Source organism: Cloacibacillus sp. An23, from assembly GCF_002159945.1.
Classification (GTDB): Bacteria; Synergistota; Synergistia; order Synergistales; family Synergistaceae; genus Caccocola.
Window position 1 is genome coordinate 134,249 of record NZ_NFJQ01000003.1, and the last position, 13,644, is coordinate 147,892.

At 60.1% G+C, this 13,644-nt stretch carries 15 protein-coding genes; 7 read left to right on the forward strand and 8 right to left on the reverse strand.

Going from position 1 to position 13,644, the window contains the following annotated elements:
* Positions 1-44: 44 nt before the first annotated feature.
* The 3 genes from B5F39_RS03840 to B5F39_RS03850 form a co-directional block, all read right to left on the reverse strand.
* Positions 45-1,229, reverse strand: a complete 1,185-nt coding sequence (locus B5F39_RS03840) for a M20/M25/M40 family metallo-hydrolase (RefSeq protein ID WP_087364147.1) — start codon at positions 1,227-1,229, stop codon at positions 45-47.
* Positions 1,230-1,239: 10 nt separating this feature from the next.
* The gene (locus tag B5F39_RS03845) at positions 1,240-2,010 is read right to left on the reverse strand and encodes an arginine deiminase family protein (RefSeq protein WP_087364149.1); all 771 of its coding nucleotides are present in this window, start codon (positions 2,008-2,010) and stop codon (positions 1,240-1,242) included.
* Between the two features lie 63 nt (positions 2,011-2,073).
* Positions 2,074-3,474, reverse strand: a complete 1,401-nt coding sequence (locus B5F39_RS03850) for an AbgT family transporter (protein ID WP_087364151.1) — start codon at positions 3,472-3,474, stop codon at positions 2,074-2,076.
* Positions 3,475-3,693: 219 nt separating this feature from the next.
* Between B5F39_RS03850 and B5F39_RS03855 the strand changes: the two genes are divergently transcribed.
* Positions 3,694-4,173: an Lrp/AsnC family transcriptional regulator gene (locus B5F39_RS03855; RefSeq protein ID WP_239391083.1), complete on the forward strand. Its 480-nt coding sequence runs from the start codon at positions 3,694-3,696 to the stop codon at positions 4,171-4,173.
* 6 nt (positions 4,174-4,179) lie between these two features.
* On the opposite strand, the gene B5F39_RS03860 is transcribed toward B5F39_RS03855, so the two are convergent.
* A complete protein-coding gene (locus B5F39_RS03860; RefSeq protein ID WP_087364155.1) occupies positions 4,180-4,491 on the reverse strand; it encodes an AzlD domain-containing protein in 312 nt (103 codons plus the stop codon).
* Entirely contained in the window at positions 4,484-5,200 is a 717-nt protein-coding gene (locus B5F39_RS03865; protein WP_087364157.1) for an AzlC family ABC transporter permease, read from the reverse strand. Before B5F39_RS03865 ends, B5F39_RS03860 begins: the two co-directional genes overlap by 8 nt.
* A gap of 258 nt (positions 5,201-5,458) precedes the next feature.
* Between B5F39_RS03865 and B5F39_RS03870 the strand changes: the two genes are divergently transcribed.
* The 5 genes from B5F39_RS03870 to B5F39_RS03885 all read left to right on the forward strand — a co-directional run bounded on the left by B5F39_RS03870 (position 5,459) and on the right by B5F39_RS03885 (position 9,615).
* Positions 5,459-6,286: an epoxyqueuosine reductase gene (locus B5F39_RS03870; protein ID WP_087364159.1), complete on the forward strand. Its 828-nt coding sequence runs from the start codon at positions 5,459-5,461 to the stop codon at positions 6,284-6,286.
* 120 nt (positions 6,287-6,406) lie between these two features.
* On the forward strand, positions 6,407-6,529 hold the full coding sequence (locus B5F39_RS14640; RefSeq protein ID WP_255376007.1) for a hypothetical protein: 123 nt from the start codon (positions 6,407-6,409) through the stop codon (positions 6,527-6,529).
* A gap of 645 nt (positions 6,530-7,174) precedes the next feature.
* Positions 7,175-8,143, forward strand: coding sequence for a methionine ABC transporter ATP-binding protein (locus B5F39_RS03875; RefSeq protein ID WP_087364161.1), 969 nt, complete (start codon positions 7,175-7,177; stop codon positions 8,141-8,143).
* Complete coding sequence (locus B5F39_RS03880) at positions 8,133-8,768, forward strand: methionine ABC transporter permease (RefSeq protein ID WP_087364163.1); 636 nt, start codon at positions 8,133-8,135, stop codon at positions 8,766-8,768. Before B5F39_RS03875 ends, B5F39_RS03880 begins: the two co-directional genes overlap by 11 nt.
* A 61-nt stretch (positions 8,769-8,829) precedes the next feature.
* Entirely contained in the window at positions 8,830-9,615 is a 786-nt protein-coding gene (locus tag B5F39_RS03885; RefSeq protein ID WP_087364165.1) for a MetQ/NlpA family ABC transporter substrate-binding protein, read from the forward strand.
* Between the two features lie 52 nt (positions 9,616-9,667).
* Here B5F39_RS03885 and B5F39_RS03890 read toward each other — a convergent pair whose 3' ends face one another.
* Positions 9,668-10,582, reverse strand: coding sequence for a DNA-binding protein (locus B5F39_RS03890; RefSeq protein ID WP_087364167.1), 915 nt, complete (start codon positions 10,580-10,582; stop codon positions 9,668-9,670).
* A gap of 106 nt (positions 10,583-10,688) precedes the next feature.
* Positions 10,689-11,543, reverse strand: coding sequence for a DMT family transporter (locus B5F39_RS03895; protein WP_158095928.1), 855 nt, complete (start codon positions 11,541-11,543; stop codon positions 10,689-10,691).
* 158 nt (positions 11,544-11,701) lie between these two features.
* Between B5F39_RS03895 and B5F39_RS03900 the strand changes: the two genes are divergently transcribed.
* Positions 11,702-12,337: a hypothetical protein gene (locus tag B5F39_RS03900; protein WP_087364171.1), complete on the forward strand. Its 636-nt coding sequence runs from the start codon at positions 11,702-11,704 to the stop codon at positions 12,335-12,337.
* Positions 12,338-12,694: 357 nt separating this feature from the next.
* On the opposite strand, the gene B5F39_RS03905 is transcribed toward B5F39_RS03900, so the two are convergent.
* Positions 12,695-13,627, reverse strand: coding sequence for a hypothetical protein (locus B5F39_RS03905; protein WP_087364173.1), 933 nt, complete (start codon positions 13,625-13,627; stop codon positions 12,695-12,697).
* Positions 13,628-13,644: the final 17 nt, after the last annotated feature.

Below are 13,644 nucleotides of genomic sequence, written 5' to 3' on the forward strand. Positions count from 1 at the left end.
CGCCGTCCCGCGTGAGCCGTGGACGGCGGCGGTTCCGTATCTTTTTAAGACGCGCGGAAGCCGCGCCTTATCGCCTCGAGGCGCTCCGGCTCGTACACCGACCTTATTATCATTTCGCATATCACGCGCGCGCCGGTCTTTATCACCTTTTCTATCCTTTCGCCCTTCATACATGCGGCGAATTCGCGCGTGTGCGCGGGGATGTCCCCGTCGCAGACGGATAGCGTCGGGTGGAAGGCCGCGCAGCGGAAGCTGACGTTGCCGATGTCCGACGAGCCTGCTCGCTCTATGTCGTCCTCCGTCACCGGCAGGCCGAGCGATTCGTATATCTCGCCGAGCAGCGCCGTGCCCGCGGGGTTCGGCTTCATGCTGTCGAAGGGCGGCGCGAACTCGTCTATCTCGACCTCCGTCTGAGTTGCGAGCGCCGCGCCGCGCGCGCAGTCGTGCAGCTTCGGCAGTATCTCCGCGAGGTAGCGCGAGTCGGGGCTGCGGAAGAGATATTCCGCCGATGCGAATTCCGGCACTATGTTCGAAGCCTCGCCGCCGCGCGTGATTATCCCGTGGATGCGCGTCGACGGGCGGACGTGCTGGCGCATCATGTCGAGCGCGTGCGCCATCAGCGTCACGCCGTTGAGCGCGTTGCGTCCCTCCCACGGGCACGACGAGGCGTGCGCCGGCGCGCCGCGGAAGTTGTAGCGGAAGGCCGAGAGCGCGAGGAACTTCGACTCTATTTTATTTTTCGAGTCCATGTGTATCATTATGACGAAGTCGTACTTGTCGAATACGCCGGCCTTCGCCATGTCGATTTTCCTGCCGTTCAGCTCCTCGTCGGGCGTGCCTATTATATCCACGTTCGCCGCGAGGCCGCTTCCGTGCAGCGCGAGCGCGGCGAGCAGGCTGAGGCTTCCGCTCGCGCAGTGTCCGCAGGCGTGCCCAATCTCGGGCAGAGCGTCGTATTCGGCGAGTATCCCGATGTTTATCCCCGACTCGGGCGCTTCGCAGACGCGCGCGCGGAAGGCGTGCGGCACGCCGCAGAATCCGCGTTCGGCCGCCGCGCCGTGCGCCTCCAGCAGCGCGCAGAATCTCTCGCAGGCCTCGCGCTCCTCGCCCGAAATTTCGGGATTTTCCGCGAGCCAGCGGTTCAGCGCCGCCGCCTCGGGCGCAAGCTCCTCTATGCGCGCGCGCGCGGCGTCAAGGGCTGCGCGCTCGCTTTCGTTCCGTATCTCCACCGCGCCGCTCCTAGAAGCGCAGCGAGAGACAGGAGAGGCCGCCGTCGAGCTTGCGGTACTCGGAAGTGTCGGTCAGTATCACCTCGTAGCCGGCCTCGCGCACGAGGCGCTCCACCGTCGGGTAGCCCGTTGGCACGATAACCTTGCCGTTGACCCAGATGCAGTTCGCGGCGTAGCTCTCTTCCTCGGGAATCACGATTTTGTTGAATTTCGCAAAGTCCGGCTTGTCCACGAACTCGCCCGAGACGAGCATGTTGTTGTTCTCGATGTAGTTGACGCCCGTCTTGAGGTGCAGCACGTGCTCGAGCGGCACCTCGGAGCCGGAGAGGCCGCGGCGCTCGAGTATCTCTATGAACTGGCGGATGCCCTCTTCGTTCGTCCTGGCGGAGCGCCCGACGTAGAAGTGGTCGCCGACCATCATCACGTCGCCGCCCTCGAGCGTGCCGGGGGCCTTGATGAACTCTATCATGTCGTCGGGGAAGAACTTCTTTATCGTCGGCAGCATCTCCATCGCCTCGCCGTTGCGGCTCGCCGCGCCGGGGTTCGTGATTATCGCGCATTTGCGCGTAATCACAGCCGCGTCCTCGACGAAGCACGAGTCCGGGTACGCTTCGAGCGGCTCCAGCTCCGTCACGGCGACGCCGCATTTTTTGAGCGCCTCTATATACGAGGCGTGCTGCTCGAGCGCGAGGCCGTAGTCGGGCTTTCCGAGCTGCGGGTTGGACGTTATGCCGTCGATGAGGCTTTTCGCCGGTTTTCTCACTATTACGTTCTTAAACATATTTTTATGTCCTCCTGTAGAGTTTATCTAAACGACTTCGCTGTTATACGCGCGCGCCGCGCCTTAGAACGGGCCGTAATCTATCGCGACCGCCAGAGCTATGAAGGCCGCCTGCATTACGAGCATGATGCCGAAGAGCGGCACGAAGAACCTGTACCACTTGCCGATGGGCACATGCGCTATCGCCGCCATGACCATTATGCCGCCGACGGGCCAGAAGAGGTTGGAGTATCCGTCGCCGAACTGGTAGGCGAGTATCGCTATCTGCCTGTTGAGGCCGACGAGGTCCGCGAGCGGTATCATTATCGGCATGACCGCCGTCGCCTGTCCGCTGCCCGATGGGATGAAGAGGTTCATGATGTTCTGGAATACGAGCATGCCCTCCGCGGCGAGCCACTTAGGCATGTGCTGCAGCGGCTGGTACATGCCGTAGATTATCGTGTCGAGGATGTTGCCCTCGGTCAGCACGACCATGATGGCGCGCGAAAAGCCGACGATGAGCGCGCCTATCATAATGTCGCGGCAGGTGAAGATGAGGTTCTCCGTTATCTCGTCTGGCGGCATCTTCCAGAAAATGGAGATAAGCACGCCGGAGCAGAGGAATATCGCCGACATCTCGTCGAGATACCAGCCGAGCTTGAGCGTAGAGAAGACGATGAATATTATCGTCGCGAAGAGCCAGAATATCGTGAACTGACGCTTCGGCGTGAACTCGTACTTCTCAAGCGAGCTCCTGTCTATCTCGAGCAGCCCCATGTCCTCGCCGTAGACGAGGCTCTCCTCGGGGTGCTCCTTCACGCGCTTCGCATAGCGCAGCGTCCACCAAATCCCGACGCCGACGAAGGCCGCGAATACGGCGGCGCGGAACAGCAGGCCGGAGAATATCGGCAGCTCGGCTATCGCCTGCGCTATGCCTATCGTGAACGGGTTCGTCGTCGCGGAGGCGAAGCCAATGCCGACCGCCATGCCAGTCATGGCGAGGCCGACCATCGCGTCGTAGCCCATCGCTATCGCTATGCCGACGAAGATAGGTATCAGCCCGTAGACCGTGTCCCACTCGCCGTAGGTCGAGCCGGCGAGCGCGAAAATCAGCATGAAGATGACTATCACCATCGTCTCCCGCCCGCGCAGCCGCTTCAGCATGACGTTTATCGCGGCGTGCAGCGAGCCGGTCTTCGTCACGGAGTAGACGCAGAAGTAGGCGAAGAAGATAAGGAAGATGATGCTGCCCGAATCGACGAAGCCCCTCTGTATGCAGAGGAACATTTTGAAAAGGCCGACCGGCGTCTTTTCGTCCGCGATGTGGAACGACGAGGCGTCCACGACGGTCACGCCGGTCTCCGGGTTCTGTATCCTTTCGAAATTGCCGCCGGGGATCACCCACGTCATGACCGTCATTATCACGATGATGCCGAACAGAGTCACGATGGCGTTCGGTATCTTCAGCTTCTTAAAATCGATCAACTGCCTCACTCCTCATATTTTTGAAACACACGCAAACAAAAAGTTCAAAAATATATTTGCGTTCACAAATCTTATTTACTATATAATATCGTCCAGGTATTGAACATAACCATTGTACGCCTGCGCGCGCATTTTTTAGTGATATGTCCGGCGAAAAGCGCTGTTTTCGTGGTTTTGTCATAAAACGCCGGTTTTTATATGAAAAGGGAGTGTTTCTGTGTGAAAAAGGAAGCGTCCGCTGAGATAGACGAAATAGGCTGGAAGATACTCGAAGAGCTCCAGAGTAACGCGCGGATACCGTTCCGCCAGCTCGCGGAGAAGGTGAACCTATCTCCGACGGCGACCATCGAGAGGGTGAAGCGCATGGAAGAGGAGGGGATCATAACGGGCTACCGCGCCGAGGTGGACCCGAAGAAACTCGGCTACTTCTTCTCCGCCGTCCTCGCGCTTCAGGCGAAGTACGACAATCCCGACCCCGTCATAGACGAGGTGATAAAGGAGATACCCGAGATAGTGTCGAGCTGGTCGGTGACGGGGACGAACGATTTCCTGCTCGAGGTGAACGTCCCGTCGCTGAAGTTCCTTCATGAGCTTCTCGTCAAACTGTCGAAGCACGGCAAGATAACGACGAGCATCGTCCTGCCGGACTCGTCGCGCAACAGGCGCGTCAAAGCGCCGCGCGAGTCCCTCGGGGACTGACGGCGGCTACATCGTCAGAAGAAAATTGACGGCGAATACGACGGCGCAGCAGAGCACCGCGACCTGAAAGAGACTGCCGCCGAACCACGCGAGCGCGACGCCCGCGGCGAGCGCCGCGAGCCCCGCTGCCTGACTGCCGGTGGACTCCATGATGGCGGGGAAGGTCATCACGGCGAGCGTGACGTAGGGCACGTAGTACAGGAACGCGCGCACGCGCCTGTTCTTTATCTCGCCGCGTATGACGGTGAGCGGCAGCACGCGGATGAGATAGGTCACCGCCGCCATGACGAAGAGGTAGATATATACTTCCTTATTCACCGGCTTCGCCCTCCTTCGGCGGGAAGAGGAAGGCCGCCGCGCCCGCTATCGCGATAGTGAGGATGATGGTCCTCGTGCCGCTCGATATGCCCAGCGGATTGAAGCGCGAGAAGGCGAAGCTAGCCGCCATCGAGACCGCTATCAGCAGCGCGATCGTCCTGTCGCCGCGCGCGGGCGGCACTATGACGGCGATGAACATGCCGAATATCCCCGCCGAGAGCGCGTCCACGACGTTTCCGGGCAGCACGTTGCCCGCGACGACGCCGAGCAGAGTGCCGACCGACCAGCCGGGCACCGCGCAGGCCGCCATGCCGTAGCTGTAATATGGATTGACAGGCGAAGGCTTAGTGACTGAAAGGCCGAAAATCTCGTCGGTAAGGTAGGCCGCCACAGCGAGGCGGTGGCGCAGCGGCGTGCCCGGCGCGAGCTTCTGGCTCATCGCACAGGACATCAGCATATAGCGCGCGTTCGCGACGAAGATCATCAGCGCGACGGCGGCGTATGAGGCGCACGAGGAAATCATCATGTAGCCGGCGAACTGCCCCGTAGACGAAGCCTGAGTCAGAGAGCTGACGAAGGCCTGAAACGGCGTCAGCCCCGCGTTCTTCGCCGCGATGCCGAGCGTGAACGAAACGGCGAAATATCCGAGCATTATTGGCACGGCGTCGCGAACGCCGCGCGCGAACACCTCCGCGTCGCTTCTTCTCATACGATGGCGCGCCTCCCGTCCCCGCCTTGCGGGGGAATTTCTCGTGAATATCTTATCATACGGCGGCCCGCAGCGCGCGGCGGAAACCGGAAACCAAACGCCGAACGGCGCGCGGCGGCATAAACGCCGGCCGACGGACGGCCGCGCCGGCTGAGTCGGGATACGCAAGGGCGGCGTTTTTACATACGCGCCGCGCTTGGACATGCGGCGCGAGCGGCGATATACTTATCGTAACGTGTGGAAAACGGAGGGAAAATTATGACAATAAACGAACTTATGGAAGAAGCCCGGAAAATTCTCGACGGGCCGGTGAACTTCGTAGCCGCGGAGGACGCGCTGCGCCCGGACATAGCAGGCATGAGGATATTCGAAGAACCGCTGTTCGGCGTCGCTTCGGCGGACGACCCTCTATTTGAAGAGCTGCGCCGCCCCGAGGTGATCCACCCCGGCGTTATGACGCCGCGCGACTGGGTCCCGGATGCGAAAAGCGTGATATCCTTCTTCCTGCCATTTACAGAGCGTGTCGTAACGTCGAACGCGGCCGGCGCGGGGCCGTCGGACGAATGGCTCCACGGACGCATCGAAGGGCAGATGGCAGTGAGCGCGCTCGGCGAACGGCTCAAAAAGTTTCTCGAGGAGTCCGGCTTCGCCGCCGCTTTCCCGACGACCGACCCGCGCTTCAAAATGCTCGAGCCCTACGCCTCGAACTGGTCCGAGCGCCACGTGGCCTACGTCTGCGGCCTCGGCACATTCGGCCTCTCGAAAGGGCTCATCACCGAGCGCGGCATGGCGGGGCGCTTCGGCAGCGTCGTAACGAACGCCGGGCTGACGCCGACGCCGAGAAAATACTCCGGGCCGTTCGACTACTGCACGCAGTGCGGGGCATGCCAGTTCCGCTGCCCGGCGAAAGCGATAGACAAATCGCGCGGCCCGGCGCTCGCTAAGGATCAGAAACTCTGCGACGCCTACGTGACCTCGACGAGACGCGCGCCTCACGGCCCGCACGAGAGGGTGCGCTTCGGCTGCGGCAAATGCCAGATACAGGTCCCATGCTCGCGCCGCATACCGAACGCTGCGAAAAAGTAAAAAAATAGTAACGGGCGGCCCGAAAGGCCGCCTTTATATTTGACAAATCGCGGAAAAGCTATACAATGAATTCGTATGGATTAGTTAATCCATAAAATTTAGAAAAAAGGAGGCGGTTGGATGAGCAATAAATTGGTCTACATAGCCGGGGTACCTTACTGGATGACTCCCGAAGGCGGATTCGTCGCCGTGGAGCTCAAGGACGGACTCCCCGTCGAGCACGTAGTCGTGAAGCAGAAGTAGCGGCAGGCTCGCGGACAAGATTCACCGGCGCCGCACGGCGCGAAAAACAAAGCACAGGTTCAGGGTTTACGAAGGGCAAAACCGCTGAACCGTGCCGGGTGAAAATCCCGAAAATCCCACGATTCGTTAAAAAATCTGAAATCAGAGCCGTAAGGACGTACAAAGGCGCGCCGCCACGCGCTTGACTACTGTTTCCACTGATTGCGTCTTTCCTTTGCGTCATATTCGCCCGGTTCTCACGCCGCGGCGTTCCCTAAGTGATTGCCCGCGCTGTGCGGAGCTGCCGCATACCGCCATCTGGGGCCGAGGCCGCGTGCTTCGTCATTCCCATGTATGCGAGCCGGCCCGGCAAAAGCGGAGCGCGCCGAAGTTTTACAAAATCTTTATGCTTACTTTGCGGCGCATAGTTGACAATTCCCGCGCCTGTCATTACAATGTCCCCATATTTGAAGAAGGAGGAGCAATCATGAAGCTGAGCGCCATATATTTTGCAAACAACATGATGATGTGCATGTGCTCTGAAGGCTCCTCTTGTGATTTACCGGGCGCCTAGAGCGCCGCGCGCGAGAAATCATAAGACCGGGCCTTTTCAAGGCTCGGTTTTTTTATGCACTGAAATCCTTAAGATAAAAGGACGGGTTTTATATGATCGAGATTCAGGGATTGGGGAAATATTACGGCGACCACAAGGTCCTCTCCGATATTTCCCTTTCGGTCGGAAAGGGCGACGTTTTCGGAATCGTCGGCCATTCCGGCGCGGGGAAGTCGACGCTGCTACGCTGTCTCAACGGCCTCGAAGGTTATTCCGAAGGCAGCGTCCGAGTGAAAGGGCAGGAGGTCAAGGAGCTCGACGACGCGGGGCTGAAGCGGCTGCGCCGCGACATGGGGATGATTTTCCAGAATTTCAACCTCATGAACAGGAAGAACGTCTTCGAGAACATCATGTTCCCGCTGAAGGTCTGGGGCACGCCGAAGGCCGAGGCCGAGGCGCGCGTGGACGAGCTGCTGGAGCTCGTCGGCCTCTCGGCGAAGCGCAACGAGAAGGTGCGCAACCTAAGCGGCGGGCAGAAGCAGCGCGTCGGCATAGCGCGCGCGCTGGCGCTGAACCCCGAGATACTGCTCTGCGACGAGGCGACTTCCGCGCTCGACCCGAAGACGACCATCTCCATCCTCGAGCTGCTGATGGACATCAACAGGAAGCTGAACGTTACGATAATCGCCGTCACGCATCAGATGGAGGTCGTCAAGATGATCTGCAACAAGGTCATCATCCTCGACGGCGGCCGCGTCGTTGACTCAGGCGACACCGACAAGCTGTTCCTCGCGCCGGGGCCGGAGCTGCGCAAGCTGATAACCGACGACTACGCCGTCATCCCGCAGGGCACGAACATCCGCCTGATGTTCCCGCGCGAGATAGCGAACGAGGGCATCGTCGCGAAGATGGCGCGCGAGCTCGACATAGATTTCTCGATAGTCGGCGGGCGCATAGAGAAGTACCGCGACACGGTTATGGGATTCCTCATCGTCCACGTCGGAGACGAGGACGTGCCGCGCATAGAAAAATGGCTGAAGGAAAACAAGATGTTCTGGGAGGTAATGGACGATGGCCGCTGAGCTTCTACGGGCCCTTTGGGAAACGCTTTATATGGTAATCGTGTCTACTGTGCTGTCGGGCATATTCGGCTCGGGCGTCGCGATACTGATGATAATGACCGGGCCTTCCGGCCTGCGCCCGAACGCGCCGCTATACCGCGTGCTCGACGTAGTCGTCAACCTTCTGCGCTCCTTCCCGTTCATCATACTGCTTATCGCGATAATCCCGCTGACGCGCATCATCGTCGGCACGTCGATAGGCAGCACCGCTTCTATAGTGCCGCTCACCATTGCCGCGACGCCATTCGTCGCGCGCCTCATGGAGGGAAGCCTGCTTGAAGTAGACCGCGGCGTAGTCGAGGCGGCGAAGTCCTTCGGCGCGTCCACGTGGCAGATAATCTGGGGCGTGATGATAAAGGAAGCCATGCCCTCGATAGTCCTCAACTGGGCCGTCGTCGCGATAAACCTGCTCGGATACTCCGCGATGGCCGGCGTCGTCGGCGGCGGCGGCCTCGGCGACCTTGCGATAAAATACGGCTACAACCGCTTCCAGACGGACGTGATGATATACTCCGTCGCGATACTGATAGTGGTCGTCCAGGTCATCCAGTGCGTGGGCAACTACGTCTACGAGAAGATAAGATAAAAACATGCGTTCAGCCCGCCGCGCGGCGGGTAAAAATAAATAAAAAAGGAGAAGAACGAAAATGAAGAGATTTTTTGCGGCATTACTGGCGGCGGCCCTTCTGATACCCGCGGCGGCCTTCGCGGCGGACGAGAAGGAAATCAGCGTGGGCGTGACGCCCTTCCCGCACAAGGACATCATGGAGGCGGCGCGCACGAACCTTGAAAAAGAGGGCTACAAGCTCAAGATAGTCGAGTTCACCGACTACGTGACGCCGAACACCGCGCTCGCGGAAGGCGCGATAGACGCGAACTTCTTCCAGCACGTGCCATATTTTGAGAACGCGAACAAAGAGCGCGGACTCAAATGCGTCTGGGTCGCCAAGATCCACATCGAGCCGATGGGCCTCTACTCCGCGAAGGTGAAGAGCGTCGACGAAATCAAAGACGGCGCGCAGATAGCGATACCGAACGACGCGACGAACTGCGCCCGCGCGCTCCGCGTCCTTGAAAAGGCCGGGCTCATCAAGGTAAAGGAAGGCGAGCTCATCACAGCGAAAGACATCACCGACAATCCGAAGAAGCTCAAGATAAGCGAGATAGACGCCGCGCAGCTCCCGCGCACGCTGCAGGACGTGACCGCGGCCGTCATCAACACGAACTTCGCGGGCGAAGCGGGCCTCAACCCCGCGAAAGACGCGCTGGTCATCGAAGACAAGGATTCGCCCTACGCGAACATCCTCGTAGTCCGCGAAGCAGACAAGGACAGCGACAAGACCAAGGCCCTCGTGAAAGCCGTCCAGTCGCCAGAGGTGAAGAAATTCATCGAGACCGAGCTAGTCCCGAAGGGCATAGTCCCAGCGTTCTAAACGAAACGCGAATACGAAAGCTAAGAAAAGCGCCCCGGCATGGGGCGCTTTTTCATTTCTTGCCGAAGCTGAGCAATTTCGCGAGCTCTTCTTCCACGTATTCGGACACGAGCCGCACCATAGCGTCGCCGCCGTCGTCAGGAAAACTTTCAAAAGCGTCGTAATAGCGCCGCCTGTCCGCGAATTTCACGTTTACCGGCGGATAGCCGCTCTGCATTAGAGACAGGTTAAGAACGAGCCGGCCGGTGCGCCCGTTGCCGTCGATGAACGGATGGATGTTCTCGAATCTCAGATGAAAAAGCGCGGCCCGTTCTATCGGGTGGAGCCTGCTCTCCCGTTCATCGGCGACGAGCCGTTCCATCAGCTCGGGAACCGTCACGGGCTCCGGCGGCGTGTTCGCCGCGCCGAGGATGCGCACCGGGATACGGCGGTAGCGCCCGCGCTCCTCCGGCCTGTCCATAAGCACGAGAGAGTGTATCTCCCTTATGACGCGCTCGGAAATGTGCGCGCCCTCCTGAACCAGCGACAGCACGTAAGAAAACGCTTCCTTGTGGCCGACCGCTTCGAGATGGTCCTTCAGCGGCTTTTTGTCTATCGTCAGCCCTTCGAGCACGAGCGCGGTTTCGCGCAGAGTCAGCGTGTTGCCCTCTATCGCGTTTGAGTCGTAGGTGTATTCGACGGCGAACTCGTCGCGCATGCGCCGCAGCTCGGCCTCGCTGAAAGGACGCCGTTCGTCGAGCTCCGCCTTCATCGCGTCTATGCGCGTAAAAATTCCGCGGTATCGTTCCGATACCTTGAAACGCCGCGCGCTGCGCCCGTCCGGCGGCTTCGGTGTCTCGTCGGGAATGCGGTACGCTCGCCCATGCTTGACGGCGCCGTCTACTTTTCCGAGACTGCACAAAAGCCGCACGCGTCTCTCCGAGAGTCCCCAACGCTTCGCCGCTTCCTTGACTGAAATGTATTCCATAAAAACGCCCCGCTTTCGTGACGCCGTTTTATAGGAATGATAGTAGCAGAAAATTTGTTTTTATGGGCAATATCATTCCGATAATTCAAGCGCCGCAGCCCGGCTTTTACAGCGTCACGAGCGCAGAGCCGAGCACGGCGAGGAATATACCTGCCCACTGGTGCGCGGTCGGCTTCTCCTTGTAGATGAACATCGCGGCTATCGTCGCGGCTATCGGGTTCGACGCGCCGATAGTCGTCGCGACCGCGGGCTGGACGTAGGCGAGCGCGCTCGAGAAGAAATACGCGCCGAAGCCGAGCGAGCAGAAGCCCGCGGCGAAGGCGAAAAGGCTCTCGCGCGTCAGGAAGATCCGCCACGCGCCGCGCGAGGCGAGCTCCTTCTCAAAAAACCAGAGGAAAAGCGAAATCGTGAAAAACGTCATGCCGCGCCCGAAAGTCACGAAAAGAGGCGAAATGCCGCGCGCGATAAGCGCCTTGTTGAAAAGCAGACCCGCGGCCCAGAAACACGACGCGGCGGCCGCGTAGCCGACGCCAGAAAGCTTGAAAGGGGCGGCGTTTCCTCCCTCCCTGCGGCATAGCAGAGCCGTACCGGCGAAAGCAGTCAGAGTCCCCGCCGCCGTCGCGCCCGTGAAAGGCGAGCCGAACACGAAATGCGAGGCTATCGAGACGATGACGGGATACGAGCTCGCTATCGCGGCCCCGCGCGCGACGCCGAGCCGCTGCACCGCGAAGAGGAGAAAAACGTCGCCTATCACGTTGTTGCAGAGCACCATCAGAATAAAGACGAGAGCGTCCGACGCGGTGATCGCAGCCGGGCCGCCGTGGAACGCGAAGAAAAGCACTGAGCCGCAGGCGAGGCCGCCGGCCGCGCGCAGGAACGAGACCTCGAACGCGCCGAGCCTGCGTATGCCGCGCATCATCACCGACGTGCTCCCCCAGCAGAGGCACGTAAGCACGCTCATAAAAATACCGAACAGCATCGCCAATCACCGTCCGCCGCGCAGATTTGGAAACGCGCCAAAAGGCGGACGCCATATTATATAATAACAGAACGGCGTGCGTACCGCACCGCCGCGCAAAAACGGAGGAAGCTCCGTCCTCCAGGGGAGATGATATGAGAATGAAGAAACTTACCGCGGCTGCGGCCTTACTGACAGCGTTCGCGGCGCTCGCGCTTTCGCCGGCCTGCGCTCCTGCCGTTGAATTCAGCGCGGAATTCAGGGAAAAGCTCGGCGACGAAGTGCGCGAAGGCAAAATATACGTGACGGACGACCGCTCTCGCTACGAGGTCGAGGGCGCGGAGACGATAGAAATAACGCGCGCCGACAAAAAAGTCATGTGGGTGATATTCCCGAAGCGCAGGATATACGTCGAAGAAGAATTCTGGGGCTATCCGATAGGCTCGTCGCTCGAGAACTCCGACCAAAGAAGGGACGGAGGCAACCTCTCGCGCGAGGACCTGGGATACGAGACCATCGACACATTCCGCCTGAAAAAATACCTCGTCACAGTCAAGTACAACGGCGGCGAGACCGAGGACAAATATTACGAATGGTACCGCAGCGACTTCCCTATCCCGGTAAAGACCGAGTCGCTCAACGGCTACATGTCATACGAATACCGCCGCATAAAATTCACGACGCTGGACCCGCACCTATTCGATCCGCCGAGCCGCTATAAAAAAGTGACCGCGGAAGAGCTGATAAAGCTCGAGGAAAAGTGGGCGAAGGAAGAGGCGAAGCGGAAAAAGAAGTAACCGAAAGCCGATCGAAGCGAACGACAGCCGTCCACCGCAGCTGCGTGACGGCTGTCGTTTTATCGCCCGGCCGCAGCAAGACTGGAAAAGTCCGCCGTCCCGCAGAAAACGCGCCTGGGCGCGCCGCGGCCGGCCTTTTGCTTCCGTCGTTTGGTTAGAAAAGATAAAAAGGGCGCCCGCCCGGCTCCCGACGCCTTGCGCGGCCGGTGTAAAGCCGCGCGCGGGACAAAATTGAAAGCCGTGTCCATTGCGAGCGCGGAGTGACGGGTTTTTGTTAAGGATTACGAAAATACGCTTTCCGCCGGCAAGTTGCTGCTGCGGCTTCCGTACCGCGCGGCCAACGGCGGCCTCCGGCGTTTATTCCGCTCGGACCGGTTCTCCCGCGCAGAGCCGTCTCAGCAGTTCGTGGCGCAGGCTTCTGTCGCTGACGGTGAGTTCTTCCGCTTTCGCGGCCTCCATCGCGGCCAGGATTATGCAGGCTCCGCCGAGGATTATTCCCGCGCGCTTCGGCGAAAGGCCGGGGATCGCGCGGCGCTCTTCTTCGGTGCATTTCGCGTAGAGCGCTATCTGGCGCATGACTTCCTGCTTCGCGAGCGTGCTTCCGTGTATTTTCGAGCGGTCGTATTCCGTCATTCCGGCGGCGACCGCGGCCATCGCGGCGACGTTGCCGCCCGCGCCTATGAGGCGGCCTTCCTCGCGCCCGACTCCGGCTTCGGTGAATTTTTTGACGAGGGAGGTTATGACGTAGCAGACTGTCTGCGGGTTGGCGGGGGATTTCGGGAAATATTCGTCGGTGAGCGTGACGGCCCCCGCATCTACGCTGACCGCGCCGAGCCTCGCGCCGTCGCGCAGGAATACGAATTCCGTGCTGCCGCCGCCTGTGTCGAAGGTCGTGACGTATCCCTGCGACGCGCCCGCTATGCTGCCGACGGCGGCCTGGCTCGAAAGTTCCGCCTCTTCTTCGCCGGGCAGCACGGCGACGTCGAGGCCGCAGAGCTCTTTCACGCGCGAGGCGAACGCGGCGGCGTTGCTCGCCTTCCGCATCGCCATAGTGCCGGCGCACAAAATCCCGTCCGCCCCTTCGGCGCGCGCGAAATCCGCGAATTTCGCGACGGCCTGCGCGGTGCGTTCCATCGCCGCATCCGAGAGCGCGCCGCCGTCCTTCATCCCTTCGCCGAGCTTCGTAATGACGTTCACGTCGCAGAGCATTTTCGCCCCGCCGTCCGGCGCTGGTTCGCCCAGCGCGAGTTTGACGGAATTCGTCCCTATGTCTATGACGGCCTTTTTCATTTTTTCCCCACCTCTTC

Coding starts and splice junctions, on each gene's coding strand:
- B5F39_RS03845 (WP_087364149.1), bottom strand. CDS start 2,010: ATGTTTAAGAACGTAATAGTGAGAAAACCGGCGAAAAGCCTCATCGAC.
- B5F39_RS03865 (WP_087364157.1), bottom strand. CDS start 5,200: ATGAGAAGAAGCGACGCGGAGGTGTTCGCGCGCGGCGTTCGCGACGCC.
- B5F39_RS03870 (WP_087364159.1), top strand. CDS start 5,459: ATGACAATAAACGAACTTATGGAAGAAGCCCGGAAAATTCTCGACGGG.
- B5F39_RS14640 (WP_255376007.1), top strand. CDS start 6,407: ATGAGCAATAAATTGGTCTACATAGCCGGGGTACCTTACTGGATGACT.
- B5F39_RS03875 (WP_087364161.1), top strand. CDS start 7,175: ATGATCGAGATTCAGGGATTGGGGAAATATTACGGCGACCACAAGGTC.
- B5F39_RS03880 (WP_087364163.1), top strand. CDS start 8,133: ATGGCCGCTGAGCTTCTACGGGCCCTTTGGGAAACGCTTTATATGGTA.
- B5F39_RS03885 (WP_087364165.1), top strand. CDS start 8,830: ATGAAGAGATTTTTTGCGGCATTACTGGCGGCGGCCCTTCTGATACCC.
- B5F39_RS03890 (WP_087364167.1), bottom strand. CDS start 10,582: ATGGAATACATTTCAGTCAAGGAAGCGGCGAAGCGTTGGGGACTCTCG.
- B5F39_RS03895 (WP_158095928.1), bottom strand. CDS start 11,543: ATGAGCGTGCTTACGTGCCTCTGCTGGGGGAGCACGTCGGTGATGATG.
- B5F39_RS03900 (WP_087364171.1), top strand. CDS start 11,702: ATGAAGAAACTTACCGCGGCTGCGGCCTTACTGACAGCGTTCGCGGCG.
- B5F39_RS03905 (WP_087364173.1), bottom strand. CDS start 13,627: ATGAAAAAGGCCGTCATAGACATAGGGACGAATTCCGTCAAACTCGCG.